The 18389-nt window shown below is 63.6% G+C and carries 18 protein-coding genes; 9 read left to right on the top strand and 9 right to left on the bottom strand.

Features of this window, described 5'->3' with window-relative positions; translation table 11 throughout:
• Window positions 1-10 precede the first annotated feature (10 nt).
• Window positions 11-1819: a sodium-extruding oxaloacetate decarboxylase subunit alpha gene (oadA, locus tag CCOS191_RS26455; RefSeq protein ID WP_046857619.1), complete on the top strand. Its 1809-nt coding sequence runs from the start codon at window positions 11-13 to the stop codon at window positions 1817-1819.
• A gap of 68 nt (window positions 1820-1887) precedes the next feature.
• On the opposite strand, the gene CCOS191_RS26450 is transcribed toward oadA, so the two are convergent.
• Genes CCOS191_RS26450 through CCOS191_RS26440 form a run of 3 tightly spaced genes read right to left on the bottom strand, consistent with a single transcriptional unit; the run spans window position 1888 to window position 3655 of the window.
• Window positions 1888-2559 carry a GNAT family N-acetyltransferase gene (locus tag CCOS191_RS26450; RefSeq protein WP_046857618.1) on the bottom strand — a complete coding sequence of 224 codons (672 nt, stop codon included), beginning with the start codon at window positions 2557-2559 and terminating at the stop codon, window positions 1888-1890.
• Between the two features lie 7 nt (window positions 2560-2566).
• Window positions 2567-3013, bottom strand: coding sequence for a GNAT family N-acetyltransferase (locus CCOS191_RS26445; protein ID WP_046857617.1), 447 nt, complete (start codon window positions 3011-3013; stop codon window positions 2567-2569).
• Window positions 3014-3025: 12 nt separating this feature from the next.
• The gene (locus tag CCOS191_RS26440; protein WP_046857616.1) at window positions 3026-3655 is read right to left on the bottom strand and encodes an FMN-binding negative transcriptional regulator; all 630 of its coding nucleotides are present in this window, start codon (window positions 3653-3655) and stop codon (window positions 3026-3028) included.
• Between the two features lie 90 nt (window positions 3656-3745).
• Between CCOS191_RS26440 and pdxR the strand changes: the two genes are divergently transcribed.
• Window positions 3746-5275, top strand: a complete 1530-nt coding sequence (gene pdxR / locus CCOS191_RS26435; protein ID WP_046857615.1) for a MocR-like pyridoxine biosynthesis transcription factor PdxR — start codon at window positions 3746-3748, stop codon at window positions 5273-5275.
• A gap of 110 nt (window positions 5276-5385) precedes the next feature.
• Here the strand turns inward: pdxR and CCOS191_RS26430 are convergent, their stop codons facing one another.
• The 4 genes from CCOS191_RS26430 to aspA all read right to left on the bottom strand — a co-directional run bounded on the left by CCOS191_RS26430 (window position 5386) and on the right by aspA (window position 10230).
• On the bottom strand, window positions 5386-6489 hold the full coding sequence (locus CCOS191_RS26430; protein ID WP_046857614.1) for an extracellular solute-binding protein: 1104 nt from the start codon (window positions 6487-6489) through the stop codon (window positions 5386-5388).
• 2 nt (window positions 6490-6491) lie between these two features.
• Window positions 6492-7532, bottom strand: a complete 1041-nt coding sequence (locus CCOS191_RS26425; protein WP_046857929.1) for a histone deacetylase family protein — start codon at window positions 7530-7532, stop codon at window positions 6492-6494.
• Window positions 7533-7645: 113 nt separating this feature from the next.
• Window positions 7646-8638, bottom strand: a complete 993-nt coding sequence (locus tag CCOS191_RS26420; RefSeq protein ID WP_046857613.1) for an AraC family transcriptional regulator — start codon at window positions 8636-8638, stop codon at window positions 7646-7648.
• A 167-nt stretch (window positions 8639-8805) separates the two neighbouring features.
• Window positions 8806-10230 (bottom strand): aspartate ammonia-lyase, encoded by a 1425-nt coding sequence (gene aspA / locus CCOS191_RS26415; protein ID WP_031314847.1) that lies wholly within the window; start codon window positions 10228-10230, stop codon window positions 8806-8808.
• 181 nt (window positions 10231-10411) lie between these two features.
• Between aspA and CCOS191_RS26410 the strand changes: the two genes are divergently transcribed.
• From CCOS191_RS26410 to CCOS191_RS26390, 5 genes are all read left to right on the top strand, one after another.
• Window positions 10412-11341, top strand: coding sequence for a LysR substrate-binding domain-containing protein (locus tag CCOS191_RS26410; protein ID WP_023629864.1), 930 nt, complete (start codon window positions 10412-10414; stop codon window positions 11339-11341).
• 172 nt (window positions 11342-11513) lie between these two features.
• Window positions 11514-12005, top strand: coding sequence for a 5-(carboxyamino)imidazole ribonucleotide mutase (purE, locus tag CCOS191_RS26405; RefSeq protein WP_031314848.1), 492 nt, complete (start codon window positions 11514-11516; stop codon window positions 12003-12005).
• A gap of 11 nt (window positions 12006-12016) precedes the next feature.
• Window positions 12017-13099 carry a 5-(carboxyamino)imidazole ribonucleotide synthase gene (locus CCOS191_RS26400; RefSeq protein WP_046857612.1) on the top strand — a complete coding sequence of 361 codons (1083 nt, stop codon included), beginning with the start codon at window positions 12017-12019 and terminating at the stop codon, window positions 13097-13099.
• Between the two features lie 96 nt (window positions 13100-13195).
• Window positions 13196-13441, top strand: a complete 246-nt coding sequence (locus CCOS191_RS26395) for a GlsB/YeaQ/YmgE family stress response membrane protein (RefSeq protein WP_023629866.1) — start codon at window positions 13196-13198, stop codon at window positions 13439-13441.
• A gap of 49 nt (window positions 13442-13490) precedes the next feature.
• A complete protein-coding gene (locus tag CCOS191_RS26390; RefSeq protein WP_046857611.1) occupies window positions 13491-14024 on the top strand; it encodes a DUF3299 domain-containing protein in 534 nt (177 codons plus the stop codon).
• Window positions 14025-14142: 118 nt separating this feature from the next.
• On the opposite strand, the gene CCOS191_RS26385 is transcribed toward CCOS191_RS26390, so the two are convergent.
• Window positions 14143-15039: a D-hexose-6-phosphate mutarotase gene (locus CCOS191_RS26385; RefSeq protein ID WP_046857610.1), complete on the bottom strand. Its 897-nt coding sequence runs from the start codon at window positions 15037-15039 to the stop codon at window positions 14143-14145.
• 73 nt (window positions 15040-15112) lie between these two features.
• The gene (locus tag CCOS191_RS26380) at window positions 15113-15511 is read right to left on the bottom strand and encodes an acyl-CoA thioesterase (RefSeq protein WP_003253317.1); all 399 of its coding nucleotides are present in this window, start codon (window positions 15509-15511) and stop codon (window positions 15113-15115) included.
• Window positions 15512-15873: 362 nt separating this feature from the next.
• Between CCOS191_RS26380 and CCOS191_RS26375 the strand changes: the two genes are divergently transcribed.
• Entirely contained in the window at window positions 15874-17163 is a 1290-nt protein-coding gene (locus CCOS191_RS26375) for an MFS transporter (protein ID WP_023629869.1), read from the top strand.
• A 168-nt stretch (window positions 17164-17331) separates the two neighbouring features.
• A complete protein-coding gene (locus CCOS191_RS26370) occupies window positions 17332-18330 on the top strand; it encodes a phosphate ABC transporter substrate-binding protein PstS (protein ID WP_023629870.1) in 999 nt (332 codons plus the stop codon).
• Window positions 18331-18389: the final 59 nt, after the last annotated feature.

Raw genomic sequence — 18389 nt, 5'->3', positions numbered from 1 at the left:
GAACCGAATAATGTCCAAGAAAATCTTTGTTACCGACACGATCCTGCGCGACGCCCACCAGTCCCTGCTGGCCACCCGCATGCGCACCGAAGACATGCTGCCGATCTGCGACAAGCTCGACAAGGTCGGCTACTGGTCGCTGGAAGTCTGGGGCGGTGCCACCTTCGACGCCTGCGTGCGCTTCCTCAAGGAAGACCCGTGGGAGCGCCTGCGCAAGCTGCGTGCCGCGCTGCCCAACACCCGCCTGCAGATGCTCCTGCGTGGGCAGAACCTGCTGGGCTACCGCCATTACAGCGACGACGTGGTCAAGGCCTTCGTGGCCAAGGCCGCGGTCAACGGCATCGACGTGTTCCGCATCTTCGACGCCATGAACGATGTGCGTAACCTGCGCGTGGCCATCGAGGCGGTGAAAGCCGCCGGCAAGCACGCCCAGGGCACCATCGCCTACACCACCAGCCCGGTGCATACCGTCGATGCCTTCGTGCAGCAGGCCAAGCAGATGGAAGCCATGGGTTGCGACTCGGTGGCGATCAAGGACATGGCTGGCCTGTTGACCCCGTTCGCCACCGGCGAGTTGGTCAAGGCACTGAAAGCCGAGCAGTCATTGCCGGTGTTCATCCACTCCCACGACACCGCCGGCCTGGCCGCGATGTGCCAGCTCAAGGCCGTCGAGAACGGCGTCGACCATATCGACACCGCGATCTCCAGCTTCGCCTGGGGCACCAGCCACCCGGGCACCGAGTCGATGGTCGCCGCGCTCAAGGGCAGCGAGTTCGACACCGGCCTGGACCTCGAGTTGCTGCAGGAGATCGGCCTGTACTTCTACGCCGTGCGCAAGAAGTACCACCAGTTCGAAAGCGAGTTCACCGCCGTGGACACCCGCGTGCAGGTCAACCAGGTCCCGGGCGGGATGATTTCCAACCTGGCCAACCAGCTCAAGGAGCAGGGCGCGCTCAACCGCATGAACGAGGTGCTGGCGGAGATCCCGCGGGTGCGCGAAGACCTTGGCTTCCCGCCGCTGGTGACCCCGACCTCGCAGATCGTCGGCACCCAGGCGTTCTTCAACGTGCTGGCCGGCGAGCGCTACAAGACCATCACCAACGAGGTGAAGCTGTACCTGCAGGGCGGTTACGGCAAGGCCCCGGGCGTCGTCAACGAGCAGCTGCGCCGCCAGGCCATCGGCAGCGAGGAAGTGATCGACGTGCGCCCGGCCGACCTGCTCAAGCCGGAGATGGCCAAGCTGCGTGCCGATATCGGCAGCCTCGCGCACTCCGAGGAGGACGTGCTGACCTTCGCCATGTTCCCCGACATCGGCCGCAAGTTCCTCGAGGAGCGTGAAGCCGGCACCCTCAAGCCAGAAGCCTTGCTGCCGATTCCGGAAGCCGGCGCGGTGGGGGCGGTGGGCGGTGAAGGCGTACCGACCGAGTTCGTCATCGATGTCCACGGTGAAACCTACCGCGTCGATATCACCGGTGTCGGCGTGAAGGCCGAAGGCAAGCGCCACTTCTACCTGTCCATCGACGGCATGCCGGAAGAAGTGGTGTTCGAGCCGCTCAACGAATTCGTCGGCGGTGGCGGCAGCAAGCGCAAGCAGGCCAGCGCGCCGGGCCACGTCAGCACCAGCATGCCGGGCAACATCGTCGATGTGCTGGTCAAGGAAGGCGACGTGGTCAAGGCCGGCCAGGCGGTGCTGATCACCGAGGCGATGAAGATGGAGACCGAAGTCCAGGCGGCGATCGCCGGCAAGGTCGTGGCCATCCACGTGGCCAAGGGCGACCGGGTGACCCCGGGCGAGATCCTGATCGAGATCGAAGGCTGACAGAAGCCTTCATCTGCAAGCAGTTAACCTCTGGGGAGCGGATGCTCCCCTTTTTTTGCCTGGATAAATCAGTCCACGCGGCACGCTTCCAGCGTGCGGACTTGTCCCTCAGGCTGCTGGTTTTCCTCACTCAACCAACGCTCGAACCCCGCCGCCACGGTAGGCCATTCGGTATCGGTAATCGAATACCACGTTGTATCGCGGTTACGGTCCTTGACCACCATGTGGTTGCGGAACACGCCCTCGAACACAAAACCGAACCGCTCTGCCGCGCGCTTGGAGCGGGCATTGGCGTCGTTGCACTTCCATTCCAGCCGGCGATTGCCCAGCTCGAAGCCCAGCTTGCTCAAAAGGTAAACCGCCTCGGTACCCTTGGGTGTGCGTTGCATGGCGGCGCCGAAGGCGATGTGGCCAATCTCGAAGCGGCCCTGTTCGGGGACGATCGACATGTAGCTGAGGATGCCCTGAACCTGGCCGTTGGCGCGGTCGATCACACTGTAGAACAGCGGGTCGCGGCTGGCGGCGTTGCCTTCCAGCCAGCGGTCGAAGCTGGCGCGCTCAGCAAACGGGCCGTAGGGCAGGTAGTCCCATAGCGCTGGGTCCGAGCCCGGACCTTGCAGTACTTCCCAAAGGTCGTTGCCATGGCGCGCCGGGTCAAGCTTCTCCAGGCGGATGAAACGGCCTTCGATGGGCTCGGCCTTGGGCGTACCGGCGGGTTTCCAGTTCAATGCGTCGTTCATGTGCGGCCTACAGTGCTTTGCGGAATTGGATGAAGCCCGGCCGCTCGGCGACCTGCTCGTACAAGCTGATGGCGGTGGCGTTGGTCTCGTGGGTCAGCCAGTGCACCTTGATGCAGCCGGCGGCCTTGGCCGTGGCGTAGACATGCTCGATCAGCTGCCGACCGATGCCCAGGCCACGTACTTCACTGTCCACGTAGAGGTCCTGCAAGTAGCAGGAGTTCTCGATGCTCCAGTTGGAACGATGGTAGATGAAGTTGACCATCCCCACCGCCTTGCCATCGACCCAGGCCAACGCCGAGTGGGTCGGCTCGTTCGCATCGAGCAGGCGTTGCCAGGTGCTGGTGTTGACTGCGTCGGGCAGTTCGGCCTGGTAGAAGCGCAGGTAGGCCTGCCACAAGGGTAGCCAGGCGGCATGGTCTTCGGCGCGAACGGGGCGCAGGGTAATGGCTGTCATGGGGCTTTTCCTTCAGAGATCGCGCATGTGTGCGGCGAGTTGGTTATCCACAGGGTCGGCGCTGGCGGCCAGGCCTTCGCGGACCCCGGCGATGTCTTGCGCCGAACGGTTCTGGCTGAGTTTGCGTGCGCCCTGCAGGCGGGCGATCGGCAGGCGGATACCGACGATGGCGCGGAGCATGCCGTCAAGGTAGTCAGCCGGAGCATCGGCGACGCTCCACGGTGCTGCGCGGCCTTGCTCATGGCGATCGGTCAGGCGGCTGACGATGTCCAGCAATTGTGTTGGCTCGTGGATCACCTCCACCGGGCCCCAGGCATGCACCGTCATGTAGTTCCAGGTGGGCACCACCTTGGGGTTGTCCGCCTTGCTCGGGTAGTAGCCGGGGCTGACATAGGCGTCGGCGCCGGGGAATACCAGCAAGGCTTCAGCGCCTTGCGCCAGGTCCTGCCATTGCTGGTTGGCCCGGGCGAGGTGGCCGTAGACCGTGCCGAGTTCGCCCTCGCCGGTGGCGACCAGCACGGGCAGATGGGTGGCCAGCAGCCCGTGCTCACCGTGGCTGATCAGCGTTGCCAGGCGGGTGTGCAGCATGTGCTGGTGCAGGCGGGCAAGGTCATGTTCCTGATGCGGTTTGCTGTTGTACATGCCGGCGTTCCTTGTGCTGTGGCTTCATCCTAGGCAGGCTATTGGCTCTGTGTAAGAGCCATTCGTGACTGTTTTGATAGGTCCAATACCATGAGCGAACGTACCCACGCGTTGCCTTTCGATCCGGCAGGGATCGTCCTGGATCGCCGTCGCGGGCTCAGCCAGCAGCTTTACCAGGCCTTGCGCGCGCGCGTGCTGGATGGACGCCTGGAAGGCGGCACTCGGCTGCCGGCCACCCGTGACCTTGCGGCGGTGCTGGCGTTGTCGCGCAATAGCGTGGTGCGTGCCTATGACCAGTTGTATGCCGAGGGCTTTATCGAAAGCCGGGTAGGCGATGGCACTTATGTAAGCCGCCTGGGAAAACTATCCACACAACTGTCCACAGGGTTATCCCTGGGGTTATCAACAGGTTTATCCACATTCGAAGCGTCTGATACTGAGGATTTATCCAGTTTTGCACTGTGCAGCGAGCCGTTGTTGCGTCTGAAAAAGCACCATCTTCCGCCGCCAAAAGGCGATGCGCCGAGGGCTTTCAGGGTTGGCCTGCCAGCATTCGACCTGTTTCCTTTTGAGGTCTGGGCCAAGCTGCAAGCGGGTTTCTGGCGAAATCCCGATCCGGCGCAGCTCGGCTATGGCGACCCGGCAGGGGAGCTGCCGTTGCGTGAATTGATCGCCACCTATCTGCGTCGATCGCGGGGGCTTTCCTGCAGTGCTGAACAAATTGTGATCACCAGTGGTGCGCAGCAGGCGATCAGCCTTTGTGCACAGTTGCTGTTGCAGCCTGGTGACGGGGTGGCTGTGGAAAACCCGGGCTACCGCGCAGCCGGGCACGCCTTCGCCCTGGCGGGGGCAAGGGTCAGGGGTGTGCCGGTAGACGAAGAGGGCATGGACTGTGCGCGCCTGGCCGAGCTGCCGGATTGCCGGCTGGCTTACGTGACCCCGGCTCACCAGTACCCCACCGGTGTGACCATGAGCCTGGCCCGGCGCCTGGCGTTGCTGGCCTGGGCCGAGCGCCAGGACGGCTGGGTCGTGGAGGACGATTACGATGGCGAGTACCGCTACAGCGGTGCGCCTTTGGCACCGCTGGCGGCACTGGATCGGCAGGGCCGGGTGTTGTACGTGGGAACGTTCGGCAAGATCGCCTTTCCGGCTTTGCGGCTGGGTTACCTGGTGCTGCCCGGACGGCTGGTGCGGGCATTCAGCCAGGCCAAGGCGCTGGCGGTGCGGCACTCGGAAGTCGGCACGCAATGTGTCATGGCGCAGTTCATGGCCCAAGGGCATTTCCAGCGGCATATCCGCCGTATGCGCCGGGCGGCGCTGGCCCGCAAGAATGTGCTGAAGGCCGGTTGGCCCGTGGAGGTACCGGGGCTGGGGGCCATGCCAGACGTCGCAGCGGGGCTTCATGTGAAGGTGGCTGTGGATAACTTGGCGCGGGAGCAGGAGCTGGTGGCGCGGGCGGAGGCGGTGGGGGTGGAGGTCACTCCGCTGAGCAGCTACTGGCTGGAGGACAGCTCGGAACCTGCGGATACGAGGGCAGGGCTGGTATTGGGATTCGCGGCAGTGCCAGAAGGGGAGATTGCGCAGGCTTTGATGCGCCTGCGCAAGGCTTGGCGAGATTGAATGGGGCCGCTCTGCGACCCATCGCCGGCGAGCCGGCTCCCACAGGAATTACACATGTCTTTGTGGGAGCCGGCTTGCCGGCGATGGGCTGCAGAGCAGCCCCAAAAATATCAGGTCCCCGACTTGATCCTGGTCCAGGCCCGCGTCCGCGCCCGCTCGGCATCCCGTGGCAACGGCTTGAGCGTGTACAACTTGGCCATTGCCTCCGCCGTTGGGTACAGGTTCGGATTGTTGCGGATCGCCGGGCTGACCTTGTCGGTCGCATCCTTGTTCGGGTTCGGGTAGCCGACGAAGTCGCTGATCGGTGCGATCACTTCTGGTCGCAACAGGTAGTTGATGAATGTGTGGGCATCTTCAGGGTTGGCGGCGTTCTTGGGGATCGCCAGCATGTCGAACCAGATCGGCGCGCCTTCCTTCGGCAGGCGCATGTCCACCACCACGCCGTTCTTCGCTTCGCGAGCCCGATTCGCGGCCTGGGAGAAGCTGCCCGAGTAGCCCACCGCCACACAGATATCACCATTGGCGATGTCGGCCATGTACTTGGACGAGTGGAAGTAGGTTACATGCGGGCGGATCTTCAGCAGCAGGTCCTGGGCTTTCTGATAGTCGGCCGGCTTGCCGCTGTTAGGGTCCAGGCCCAGGTACGACAGCGCCAGCGGCAGGATCTCCGACGGCGAATCAAGCAGCGCCACGCCACACTGCTTGAGCTTGGCGATGTTCTCTTCCTTGAAGATCAGGTCCCAGCTGTCCACCGGTGCGTCGTCGCCGAGCACCGCCTTGACCTTGGCCGGGTTGAAGCCGATCAGCACCGTGCCGTACATGTAAGGCACGGCAAACTTGTTGCCGGGGTCATTGGCCTCGATCAGCTTCATCAGAGCCGGATCCAGATGTTGCCAGTTGGGCAGCTTCGCCCGATCGAGGGGCTGGAACACGCCGGCTTCTATCTGCTTGGCGAGGAACACGTTGGACGGCACCACCACGTCATAGCCGGAGTTGCCGGTGAGCAGCTTCGCCTCCAGTGCTTCATTGGTGTCGAAGATGTCGTAGATCAGCTTGACCCCGCTGTCCTTCTGGAAGTCGACCAGGGTTTGCGGGGTGATGTAGTCGAACCAGTTGTATACCCGCAGGGTGCGCTGTTCGGCGTGTGCCTGGAGTGCGCCAGCGAACAGGCCGGCGGCGATGAGCGGGGCGAGCAGACGTTTGAGTCGGGTCATGTTCACGCTCCTGGCTGGGTCTGCTGGAAGCCTTCCAGCACATTGACCGCGTTGATGCCGATTTCCTCCACAGCGTAGCCGCCCTCCATCACGAACAAGGTCGGCTTGCCCAGCTGGGCGATGCGCTTGCCCATCGCCAGGTAGTCGGGACTGTCGAGCTTGAACTGGGAGATGGGGTCGTCCTTGAAGGTATCCACGCCAAGGGAGATCACCAGCACATCGGCATCGAAGGCGGCGATACGCTGGCAGGCGTCTTCCAGGGCTGCGCTCCAGGCTGCCCAGTCGCTGCCGGCAGGCAGCGGGTAGTTGATGTTGCAGCCCTCGCCGGCACCTTCGCCGGTCTCGTCGGCGTAGCCGAGGAAGAACGGGAACTCGTCCTGCGGGTCGCCGTGGATCGAGGCGAAGAACACGTCGTTGCGGGTGTAGAAAATGTCCTGCGTACCGTTGCCGTGGTGATAGTCGACGTCGAGGATGGCTACCTTGCGCCGGCCTTGGTCGATGAAGGCCTGGGCGGCAATGGCTGCGTTGTTGAGGTAGCAGTAACCCCCCATCACTTCGCCTGCGGCGTGGTGCCCTGGCGGCCGGCACAGGGCGAAGGCGGCATGGGCGCCTTGCTGGATCGCGGCCTGGGCGGTCAGGGCGACCTGGGCGGCGCTGTAGGCGGCCTGCCAGGTGCCGGCGGTGATCGGTGCGCCAGCGTCGAAGCTGTAGTAACCGAGCTCTCCGTGCAGGCCGCTGGGTTTGACCTGGCGCAGGGTGCGCGCCGGCCAAGTGAACGGCAGCAGGTCACCTTCCTGGCCAAGCGCGGCCCAACGGCCCCAGGCGCCTTCGAAGAAATCCAGGTAGTCGGCGCTGTGGATGCGCTGCAGCGGCGCGCGGCCAAAGTCGACGGGGCCCTGCACGGGCCCGAGGTTGCGCTGCTTGACGCGCTCCAGGACGTGGTCGGCGCGCGACGGCATTTCGAAACAGGGCATCAGCTTGCCGTCGATGAGCTCGCAGCGGCCATGGTGCAGGCGGTGGTCATCGGAATAGATCGTCAGCACGTTGTTGTTCTCCGTATTCACTGGCGTGGAGCCATTTTTACGGACCGCCCGGTACTGGAGAACGTCGCGAACGGCCAAAAGGGGATCGATGTGGCCAAGCCGTCCGTAACCGGTCAACCGCGAAAATGGCTTGGCGCCACGCCGCTCCAGCGCTGGAAGGCATGTCGGAAGCTCGCGGTCTCGCTGAACCCCAATGTTTCGGCAATGCGGTAGATCGGCATCTGGTCCTCGGCCAGCAACTGCTTGGCCCGCTCGAAGCGCAGCTCGTCGAGGAGCTGTTGATAACTGCTGCCCAGCGCCTGCAAATGCCGGCGCAGTGTGCGCGACGAGCAGTTCATCTGCCGTGCCAAACCTTCCAGCCCAGGTGCGGCATCCAGTTGCCGCAGCAGCAGCTGGCGGATCCGCCCCAGCCAAGCTTGGCGGCCGGTGAACTCCAGGTTGAGGCGCCGGCAGCGTTCGCCCATGGCCTTGTGGGTGATCGGGTCGGCCAGGGGCAGGGGCATGTCCAGCCAGCGTCGTTCGAAGGCGAAGGCATTGTCGCTGGCGCCGAAGCCGAGCGGGCACTGGAATGCAGGGTCATAGAGCGCGTGGTAGCCCGGGCGCGGGTGTTCGAAACGCGCCGCCAGCAACGGTAGCTGGCGGCCGAGCAGGTCATCGCAGATCACTTTCAGCGACAGCAGGCAGAACTCGGCATTGAAGGCGGCCAGCCCAGGCGCGTCGTAATGGTCGCTGGCGCTGAGCCACACGCGCTGGCCATCGTCCACCAGGCGCAGCTGGAAGACTGTTCCCAGCAGTGCCGGAAAGGTCAGCGCCAGGCGCAGGGCGTCACCCAAAGTGGCACTTGAGAGCAGGGCGTAACCGAGCATGCCGTAGCACGACACGTGCATGCGCCGGCCGAGTTCCAGGCCGATGTCCTGGCGCCGGGCCACGGCGTTGGCGCAGACCTGCAGTTCCTGCTGGGTGGTGATGCGCGCATCGGCGTGGCCAAGGTCTGCGGGGCCTATGCCGCTGCCGGCGAGCATGTGCTGCGCGTCCACGCCGTCTTCCTGGAACACCTGGAGGATCAGCGAAACGGCGTTGAGGGTGGTGAGGTGGCTGTGCAGCATGCTCGGCATCCCGTTGAGCTGGGGAGCATTACCGAGCAAGTTGTGTGCCGTTCAGCAGGCGCCTGTTTCGTGCATAAAAAAAGGGCCCGTAGCATGCGCTCGGGCCCTTGAAAGGTTGAGAGGTGTCTAGTCCCTCGACCTGGTGAGACTGTTTGCAGCGGCCTGGGTTACGCCTTCAGCGGAACCAGACGGGGAGCGATCATGTTTTCAGGACGCAGGATGTCGTTGAGCATCTCTTCGTCCAGCAGCTTCTCTTCGCGCACCAGTTCCAGCACGCCGCGGCCGGTTTCCAGGGCGACGCGGGCGATACGGGTGGCGTTTTCGTAGCCGATGTACGGGTTCAGGGCGGTGACCAGGCCGATCGAGTGCTCGACCAGTTCACGGCAGCGCTGTTCGTTGGCGGTGATGCCGACGATGCAGTGCTCGCGCAGCATGTCCATGGCGCGTTGCAGCAGGCGGATCGAGTCGAAGATCTTGTAGGCGATCAGCGGTTCCATCACGTTCAGCTGCAGCTGGCCACCTTCGGCGGCGACGGTCAGGGCCAGGTCGTTGCCCATGATGGCGAACGCGACTTGGTTGACGGCCTCAGGGATAACCGGGTTGACCTTGCCTGGCATGATCGAGCTGCCTGGCTGGCGCGCCGGCAGGTTGATCTCGTTGATGCCGGTGCGTGGGCCGCTGGACAGCAGGCGCAGGTCGTTGCAGATCTTCGACAGCTTGACCGCGGTGCGCTTGAGCATGCCGGAGAACAGCACGAAGGCGCCCATGTCGGAGGTGGCTTCGATCAGGTCGGCAGCCGGCACCAGCGGCTGGCCGCTGATGATCGCCAGGCGCTGGACGGCCAGCATCTGGTAGCCCGGGTCGGCGTTGATGCCGGTACCGATGGCGGTGCCGCCCAGGTTGATTTCGGTCAGCAGTTCCGGAGCCAGCGAGCGCAGGCGCTGCAGGTCTTCGGTCATGGTGGTGGCGAAGGCGCGGAATTCCTGGCCCAGGGTCATCGGCACGGCGTCCTGCAGCTGGGTACGGCCCATCTTCAGTACGTGGTCGAACTCTTTACCTTTGGCAGCGAAGGCCTGGATCAGGCTGTCGAGGCTGGCCAGCAGGGCGTCGTGGCCCAGCAGCAGACCCAGACGGATCGCGGTCGGGTAGGCGTCGTTGGTCGACTGCGCCATGTTCACATCGTTGTTCGGGTGCAGGTACTGGTACTCACCCTTCTGGTGACCCATGGCCTCCAGCGCGATGTTGGCGATGACTTCGTTGGCGTTCATGTTGGTGGAAGTACCAGCACCGCCTTGAATCATGTCCACCACGAACTGCTCGTGGTAGTCGCCTTTGATCAGTCGTGCGCAGGCTGCGCTGATCGCGGCGTGCTTGGCATCGCTCAGGTGCCCCAGCTCGCGGTTGGCGTCAGCAGCTGCCTGCTTGACCATCGCCAGGCCGACTACCAGTTTCGGGTAGTGCGACAGCGGAACACCGGAGAGGTGGAAGTTGTTGGCAGCGCGCAGAGTCTGGATGCCGTAGTAGGCATCGGCAGGGACTTCAAGGGTACCAAGCAGATCTTTTTCGACGCGGAACGATGCAGCGGAGGACATGATGGATATCATCTCGATTTTGACCCGGCACCTGCCGGAATGGCGCCAATGCTAGGGCTGCCCAGATTTTGCGGCCAATGCTGTTGCACGCTAACCTATGCACAAACGGCATACGGTTTGATGTGACGCCGATTGACAATCGAGCGTGTTCCATTTTGGTGCACGCAGTGCGGAGTAGTCGATGAACCTCGAAAGCAAATGGCTGGAGGACTTCAGTGCCCTGGCCTCGACCCGCAGTTTCTCGCAGGCGGCCGAGCGCCGGTTCGTTACCCAGCCGGCGTTCAGCCGACGCATACGCAGCCTGGAAGCGGCGCTGGGCCTGACCTTGGTGAATCGTTCCCGCACGCCCATTGAGCTGACCGAGGCCGGGCAGCTGTTTCTCGTCACCGCGCGCACCGTTGTCGACCAGTTGAGCGAAGTTCTTCGCCATTTACATCACCTGGAAGGCGGCCAGGGCGAGGTGATCCAGGTCTCGGCCGCGCACTCCTTGGCCTCGGGCTTTTTCCCGCGCTGGGTGGCGCAATTGCGCAACGATGGCCTGAACATCGCCACGCGCCTGGTCGCCACCAACGTCGGTGATGCGGTGCATGCACTACGCGAAGGCGGCTGCGACCTGATGCTGGCCTTCTATGACCCGGACGCGGCACTGCAGATGGATGCCGAGATCTTCCCGTCGTTGCACATGGGCAATACCGAAATGCTTCCGGTGTGTGCCGTGGGCCCCGACGGCAAGCCGCTGTTCGACCTGGAGGGGGAGGCCAGCGTGCCCTTGCTGGCCTACAGTGCCGGCGCCTTCCTCGGCCGATCGGTCAACCTGCTGCTGCGCCAGCGCAACCTGCGCTATACCACTGTCTATGAAACGGCCATGGCCGACAGTCTGAAGAGCATGGCGCTCGAAGGCATGGGCATCGCCTGGGTCCCGAAGCTGTCGATGCGCGGTGAACTGGAGCGTGGCGAGCTGGCGATCTGCGGTGGCAGCCAGTGGCATGTGCCACTGGAAATCCGCCTGTATCGCTGCGCCTTGGTGCGCAAGGCCAACGTGCGTTTGCTGTGGCGCAAGCTGGAGGGCGGTTCAGTTGACCCGAAAGTCAGCCAAACCCCCGAAAAATAAGGCCGACAGTTGGTCGCCGGGGGTGCCGTGACCGCGCAACGTTACGCTATACTGCGCGGCCCCTCGACCGGATAGATTCCGGTCATGATCAGCAAACAAGCCACGCCGGTCGTCCCGCGTGGCTTGTTGTTTTTTGACGCGCCTGCGGGCGCACAAGCGAAGAGGCTCGACGATGAGTGCACTGGTTGGCGTGATCATGGGCTCCAAGTCCGATTGGTCCACCCTTAGCCACACCGCCGATATGCTGGAAAAACTCGGCATTCCCTACGAAGTGAAGGTGGTTTCCGCCCACCGCACCCCGGACCTGCTGTTCCAGTACGCCGATGAGGCCGAAGGCCGCGGCATCGAAGTGATCATCGCCGGCGCCGGCGGCGCCGCCCACCTGCCGGGCATGTGCGCCGCCAAGACCCACCTGCCGGTGCTCGGTGTGCCGGTGCAGTCGTCGATGCTCTCGGGTGTCGATTCGCTGCTGTCGATCGTGCAGATGCCTGCTGGCGTACCGGTCGCCACCCTGGCCATCGGCAAGGCCGGCGCGATCAACGCAGCCTTGCTGTCGGCGAGCATCCTCGGGGCCAAGCACCCGCAGTTCCACGCGGCGCTCAAGCAGTTCCGCACCGAGCAGACCGACACCGTGCTGGACAATCCAGACCCGCGTCAGGCTTGAGGCTGAAACCCATGAAGATCGGTGTAATCGGTGGTGGCCAGCTGGGCCGCATGCTGGCCCTGGCGGGGACTCCGCTGGGCATGAACTTCGCTTTCCTCGACCCGGCACCGGACGCCTGCGCCGCGCCGCTGGGCGAGCACCTGCGCGCCGACTACGGCGACCAGGACCACCTGCGCCAGCTGGCCGACGAAGTCGACCTGGTGACCTTCGAGTTCGAAAGCGTGCCGGCCGAGACCGTGGCCTTCCTCTCGCAGTTCGTCCCGGTCTATCCGAGCGCCGAGGCCCTGCGCATCGCCCGTGACCGCCTGTTCGAGAAGAGCATGTTCCGCGATCTGGGGATTCCCACCCCGGCCTTTGCCGACATCCTCTCGCAGGCGGACCTCGATGCCGCGGTGGCCAGCATCGGCCTGCCGGCCGTGCTCAAGACCCGCACCCTGGGTTACGACGGCAAGGGCCAGAAGGTCCTGCGCAAGCCCGAAGACGTGGTCGACACTTTCGCCGAACTGGGCAGCGTGCCGTGCCTGCTGGAAGGCTTCGTGCCGTTCACCGGCGAAGTGTCGCTGGTGGCCGTGCGCGCCCGCGACGGTGAAACCCGCTTCTACCCGCTGGTGCACAACACCCACGACAGCGGCATCCTGCGCCTGTCGGTGGCCAGCGAGGCGCACCCGTTGCAGGCCCTGGCCGAAGACTACGTCGGCCGCGTGCTGCAGAAACTCGACTACGTCGGTGTAATGGCCTTCGAGTTCTTCGAAGTGGACGGTGGCCTGAAGGCCAACGAAATCGCCCCGCGTGTGCACAACTCCGGGCACTGGACCATCGAAGGCAGTGAGTGCAGCCAGTTCGAGAACCACCTGCGCGCCGTGGCCGGCCTGCCGCTGGGCTCGACCGCCAAGGTCGGCGAAAGCGCCATGCTCAACTTCATCGGCGAAGTGCCAGCAGTGGACAAGGTCGTCGCCATCGATGACTGCCACCTGCACCACTACGGCAAGGCATTCAAGGTCGGGCGCAAGGTTGGCCACGCCACCCTGCGCTGCCAGGACATGGCCACCCTGAAGGCCAAGATTGCCGAAGTAGAGGCGTTGATCGCCGGCTGATCGAACTTCTGCCGGGCATTGCCGCTCTGAGATGGCAACATGCCAAAGCGCTGACTAGGCTTTGGCATGTCTCATGTTCATCACAGAGGGATTGCCATGGGCATCATTGGAACCATCTTCATCGGCCTGATCGTCGGCCTGCTGGCGCGTTTCCTGAAACCGGGTGACGACAGCATGGGCTGGATCATGACCATTCTCCTCGGCATCGCCGGTTCCCTGGCCGCCACCTACGGCGGACAAGCCCTGGGCATCTACCAGGCCGGGCAGGCCGCGGGCTTCTTCGGGGCCTTGGTCGGCGCGATCATCCTGCTGGTGATCTACGGCTTCATCAAGAAACGCTGAATTCCCGCTAGAATGCCCGGCAATTCATCCTGAGTTGCCGAGCATTTTCATGCGTGCGTTATTCCTCATTCCCCTGTTGCTGGCCAGCGCCCTGGCCCATGCCGAACTGCCCGAGACCGACTGGCTGGAGCTGATGCCCAAGTCGGACCAGAAGGCGCTCGAGCAGATGCCCGAGATCGACCACAACTCCCCGGAAGCCCTGGGCACCTTCACCGCCAAGGGTGGGCTGAAGCAGAGCAAGGGCCTGCCGGCAGTGATGTACTCGACCAAGACCGTGGCCGCCATGAACGGCAGGCAGATCCGCCTGGGTGGGTATCCGGTGCCGCTGGAGAGCGATGCCAAAGGCAACAGCACGCTGTTTTTCCTGGTGCCGTACCCGGGGGCGTGCATCCATGTACCGCCGCCGCCACCGAACCAGCTGGTGCTGGTGCGGTATCCGAAAGGGTTGAAGATCGACGACATTTACACGCCGCTGTGGGTGACCGGCACCTTGAAGGTGGAGAAAGTCAGCAATGACTTGGCGGATGCGGCCTATGCACTGGAGGCGGGGCAGGTGAGGGTGGTGGAAGACGCGGATCTGTAAGGTATTTTTCCTGTCGAGGCCCTATCGCCGGCAAGCCGGCTCCCACAGGCGACCGCGCAATCCTGTGGGAGCCGGCTTGCCGGCGATAGGGCCAGTACAGGCGGCTGAAACTATCGGGTCAGAGCGCTTCGCTACCGATTGCCACGCTCATCGCATGAGTCGCCCCTGGCTTGAGCACCACCACGTCATCCATCACATTCGCCGTCTCGATGCACAGCATGCGCTGCCAGCCATCGTCGGCCATATCCGGCAGGTCGCGGGCGCGGTCGGTCCAGGGGTTCCAGATCACCGCGGTGCGTGAGCCGCCAGCGGTAAGGGTGATGCGTCGGTTCCAGTGCGGATCGACAATCGCCAGTCGCTCGGGCGCGTTCAGGTAGATGCGATCAGTCTCGCCCGCGAATCCCAGGTTGCCCTGTTGTTTGCGCTGTTCCCAGTTGGCCAGTGTTTCGATGTAGGCCAACCCGTCCACGCCTTCCACTTGCACCTGGCGCACATCGCTCACGGCAAAGTAGCTGTGCAGCGCCTGGCTCAGGGTAACGTCGGTATTGCCGAGGTTGTAGCTGGTGAGGGTGAGCTTCAGCTGGTCACCCAGCTCTACCAGGAGCTTGAGCTGGACCTCATGAGGCCATCCCGGCAGGTCACCCTGGGCTTCGGGCAATTCGAACTCGACCTGCAGGTGGTCGCCGTGTTCCTCGGCGCGCAACAACTGCCAGTCACGGCCACGCACCAGGCCGTGGGCGGGCGGCTGCTCGCCCTTGAACATGGCTTTGACCGAATCGGGATTGCGCTCGAAGATACCGAACCACGGCCAGCACACGGGTGCGCCGGCACGCACCGACTTGCCCTGGCGGAAGATGGCCTGGTCGCTCAGCCACAGCAGCGGTGGCTCGCCCAGGCGCTGATAGCTCAGGACCTGGGCGCCCTGCTGGGCAATCAGTAGTTCGGCATGATCGCTGGTGATGCGCCAGCAGTTGAGTTCGCCGTGCAGCTCGGTCTCGACCGTGAAGTTAGCCATTGCGTTCGTCTCATTGATTGTCTGTCAGGCCGTTGGACCCGGTGACGTGCAATGAGTTTACCGCTCGCCAGGCTCAGCGACGAGGTACGGAGCGGGTGCGACCACTGCCATCGATGGCGACGAACACGAACACTGCCTCGGTAACCTTGCGCCATTCGCTGGACAGTGGGTCGTCGCTCCATACCTCGACCATCATCTGGATCGAGCTGCGGCCGATTTCCAGGGTCTGGGTATAGAAGGACAGCTGCGCGCCCACGGCCACCGGGACCAGGAATGCCATGCGGTCGATGGCTACCGTGGCCACTCGGCCTCCGGCGACGCGGCTGGCCATGGCGGTACCGGCCAGGTCCATCTGGGCGACCAGCCAGCCGCCGAAGATATCGCCGAAACCATTGGTTTCGCGCGGCAGCGCGGTGATCTGCAAGGCCAGGTCGCCTTGCGGGATAGGATCTTCTTGTTCGAGCTCAATCATGCGGTGGGGCCTCTGACCCGTGACGCTTCGTTGGTGGCGCAATAACGGACGCCGTAAAAACGATTCAGCAACACGCATACTACGCTGATTTCGCTTCAGGGGGCGGCCTCAGGGAAACTCTGCGAAACAGTCTGACAACGATGACCGACGTTTTCGCACAACATCCCTCAGGATAAGCAACCTTTTCCTACGAGCGGGCAGTATATATACCTGCACAGCCAGCGACGACCGCGCATTCATGAATATCTGTATGGATTTTGTACCGCTATGAGCGCGGCTCGGCAATTTGCTATCTTCGCCGACTATTCAATCCAGAAGCCGCATGCCAAGCGGTCCGCAGACCTACAAGAGAAAGAACAGCGATGACCTCCGTGCAGAGCAGTATCGAGCAGCCGTCCCGGCCGTTGTCCCGCAGTGACTACAAGACTCTCTCGCTGTCCGCCCTGGGCGGTGCCCTGGAGTTTTACGACTTCATCATCTTCGTGTTCTTCGCCACGGTGGTGGGCAAGCTGTTCTTCCCCGCCGACATGCCTGAATGGCTGCGCCTGATGCAGACCTTCGGCATCTTCGCCGCCGGCTACCTGGCCCGGCCATTGGGCGGCATCGTCATGGCCCACTTTGGCGACCTGCTCGGCCGCAAGAAGATGTTCACCCTGAGCATTTTCATGATGGCCGTGCCGACCCTGGTGATGGGGCTGCTGCCCACCTATGCGCAGATTGGCCTGTGGGCGCCGATCCTGCTGCTGTTGATGCGGGTTATCCAGGGCGCGGCCATCGGTGGCGAGGTGCCGGGGGCCTGGGTGTTCGTCTCCGAGCACGTGCCGGCGCGCAACACCGGCTATGCCTGCGGCACCCTGACCGCCGGCCTGACCTCGGGCATCCTGCTTGGCTCGCTGGTGGCGACGCTGATCAACACGATCTACAGCCCCGAGGAAGTGGCGGACTACGCCTGGCGTATCCCGTTCCTGCTCGGTGGGGTGTTCGGTTTCTTCGCGGTCTACCTGCGCCGCTGGCTGCATGAGACCCCTGTGTTTGCCGAGATGCAGGCACGCAAGGCCCTGGCCGAAGAGCTGCCGCTGCGCGCGGTGCTGCGTGATCATCGCGGCGCGATCATCCTGTCAATGCTGCTCACCTGGCTGCTGTCGGCCGGCATCGTGGTGATCATCCTCATGACCCCGGCATTGCTGCAGAGCCTCTACCACGTCAGCCCCACCGACTCGCTCAAGGCCAATAGCCTGGCCATCGTGCTGCTCAGCCTGGGCTGCGTCGGCGCTGGCAGCCTGGCCGACCGTTTCGGTGCCGGGCGGGTGTTCATCGTTGGCAGCCTGATGCTGCTGGCGTCGTCCTGGGCCTTCTACCACAGCCTGCCGACACGCCCGGACCTGCTGTTCCCGCTCTATGCGCTGACTGGCCTGTGCGTGGGTATCGTCGGCGCCGTGCCTTACGTGATGGTCAAGGCGTTTCCGCCTGTCGTGCGCTTCAGCGGCCTGTCGTTCTCCTACAACCTCGCCTACGCGATCTTCGGTGGTCTCACGCCGATGGTGGTGACCGCGCTGCTCAAGTTCAGTCCGATGGCACCCGCCTATTACGTGGCGTGCCTGTGCGCCGTTGGTCTGCTGGTGGGCATCTATCTGCTCGCGCGCAAACGCTGAAACCCGCTCTAGCTCCCCCCTCCGCAACATCCTGTAAAGGCCATCCCGGTTACCGGTGATGGCCTTTCATCCAATTGTCACATTCGAGTCATAGAGTGTTCATGCGGCCTGCAGATACTTGGGCCCGTTCCATCTCACAACCCACGATATTCCTGCTAGGAGCAAGGCATGAAACTGAAGCGTTTGATGGCGGCCCTGACCTTTGCCGCCGCTGGCGTCGCTGCCGCCAATGCGGTCGCCGCTGTCGATCCTGCAATCCCGACCTACACCAAGACCACCGGTGTTTCGGGCAACCTCTCCAGCGTCGGTTCCGACACCCTCGCGAACCTGATGACCCTGTGGGCCGAGGCCTACAAGAAGGAATATCCGAACGTAAACATCCAGATCCAGGCCGCCGGTTCCTCGACCGCGCCACCCGCCCTGACCGAAGGCACCGCCAACCTGGGCCCGATGAGCCGCAAGATGAAGGACGTCGAGCTGCAGGCGTTCGAGCAGAAGTACGGCTACAAGCCGACTGCCATCCCGGTTGCCGTTGACGCCCTGGCCGTGTTCGTTCACAAGGACAACCCGATCAAAGGCCTGACCATGGCCCAGGTCGACGCCATCTTCTCCTCCACCCGTCTGTGCGGTGGCAAAGCCGACGTCAAGACCTGGGGCGACCTGGGCGTGACCGGCGACCTGGCCAACAAGCCAGTTCAGCTGTTCGGCCGTAACTCGGTATCCGGCACCTACGGCTACTTCAAGGAAGAAGCCCTGTGCAAAGGCGACTTCAAGCCTAACGTCAACGAACAGCCTGGCTCGGCTTCGGTCGTGCAATCGATCAGCTCCTCGCTGAACGGCATCGGCTACTCGGGCATCGGCTACAAGACCGCCAGCGTCAAGACCGTGGCCCTGGCCAAGAAAGAAGGCGGCGCGTTCGTCGAAGACAACGAAGCCAACGCCCTGAACGGTACCTACCCGCTGTCGCGCTTCCTCTACGTCTATGTCAACAAGGCCCCGAACAAGCCTCTGGCCCCGCTGGAAGCCGAGTTCGTCAAGCTGGTGCTGTCGCAGGCCGGCCAGCAAGTTGTCGTGAAGGACGGCTACATCCCGCTGCCAGCCAAGGTGGTCGACAAGACCCTGGCCGACCTGGGCCTGTCCCACGCGGGTAACGTTGCAAAGAAGTAAGTAACTGAGGATGAGGCCGGTGCCACAGAATGCCGGCCTCCTCCACGAATTCCTTAGTC

Origin of the sequence: Pseudomonas sp. CCOS 191, assembly GCF_001007005.1 — a bacterium.
Taxonomy (GTDB): Bacteria; Pseudomonadota; Gammaproteobacteria; order Pseudomonadales; family Pseudomonadaceae; genus Aquipseudomonas; species Aquipseudomonas soli.
This window is presented reverse-complemented; position numbering and strand designations above follow the sequence as displayed.

What these genes read in the sequence shown, in the direction of transcription:
- oadA (WP_046857619.1), top strand. Translation starts at nt 11, where the DNA reads ATGTCCAAGAAAATCTTTGTTACCGACACGATCCTGCGCGACGCCCAC.
- CCOS191_RS26450 (WP_046857618.1), bottom strand. Translation starts at nt 2,559, where the DNA reads ATGAACGACGCATTGAACTGGAAACCCGCCGGTACGCCCAAGGCCGAG.
- CCOS191_RS26445 (WP_046857617.1), bottom strand. Translation starts at nt 3,013, where the DNA reads ATGACAGCCATTACCCTGCGCCCCGTTCGCGCCGAAGACCATGCCGCC.
- CCOS191_RS26440 (WP_046857616.1), bottom strand. Translation starts at nt 3,655, where the DNA reads ATGTACAACAGCAAACCGCATCAGGAACATGACCTTGCCCGCCTGCAC.
- pdxR (WP_046857615.1), top strand. Translation starts at nt 3,746, where the DNA reads ATGAGCGAACGTACCCACGCGTTGCCTTTCGATCCGGCAGGGATCGTC.
- CCOS191_RS26430 (WP_046857614.1), bottom strand. Translation starts at nt 6,489, where the DNA reads ATGACCCGACTCAAACGTCTGCTCGCCCCGCTCATCGCCGCCGGCCTG.
- CCOS191_RS26420 (WP_046857613.1), bottom strand. Translation starts at nt 8,638, where the DNA reads ATGCTGCACAGCCACCTCACCACCCTCAACGCCGTTTCGCTGATCCTC.
- aspA (WP_031314847.1), bottom strand. Translation starts at nt 10,230, where the DNA reads ATGTCCTCCGCTGCATCGTTCCGCGTCGAAAAAGATCTGCTTGGTACC.
- CCOS191_RS26410 (WP_023629864.1), top strand. Translation starts at nt 10,412, where the DNA reads ATGAACCTCGAAAGCAAATGGCTGGAGGACTTCAGTGCCCTGGCCTCG.
- purE (WP_031314848.1), top strand. Translation starts at nt 11,514, where the DNA reads ATGAGTGCACTGGTTGGCGTGATCATGGGCTCCAAGTCCGATTGGTCC.
- CCOS191_RS26400 (WP_046857612.1), top strand. Translation starts at nt 12,017, where the DNA reads ATGAAGATCGGTGTAATCGGTGGTGGCCAGCTGGGCCGCATGCTGGCC.
- CCOS191_RS26395 (WP_023629866.1), top strand. Translation starts at nt 13,196, where the DNA reads ATGGGCATCATTGGAACCATCTTCATCGGCCTGATCGTCGGCCTGCTG.
- CCOS191_RS26390 (WP_046857611.1), top strand. Translation starts at nt 13,491, where the DNA reads ATGCGTGCGTTATTCCTCATTCCCCTGTTGCTGGCCAGCGCCCTGGCC.
- CCOS191_RS26385 (WP_046857610.1), bottom strand. Translation starts at nt 15,039, where the DNA reads ATGGCTAACTTCACGGTCGAGACCGAGCTGCACGGCGAACTCAACTGC.
- CCOS191_RS26380 (WP_003253317.1), bottom strand. Translation starts at nt 15,511, where the DNA reads ATGATTGAGCTCGAACAAGAAGATCCTATCCCGCAAGGCGACCTGGCC.
- CCOS191_RS26375 (WP_023629869.1), top strand. Translation starts at nt 15,874, where the DNA reads ATGACCTCCGTGCAGAGCAGTATCGAGCAGCCGTCCCGGCCGTTGTCC.
- CCOS191_RS26370 (WP_023629870.1), top strand. Translation starts at nt 17,332, where the DNA reads ATGAAACTGAAGCGTTTGATGGCGGCCCTGACCTTTGCCGCCGCTGGC.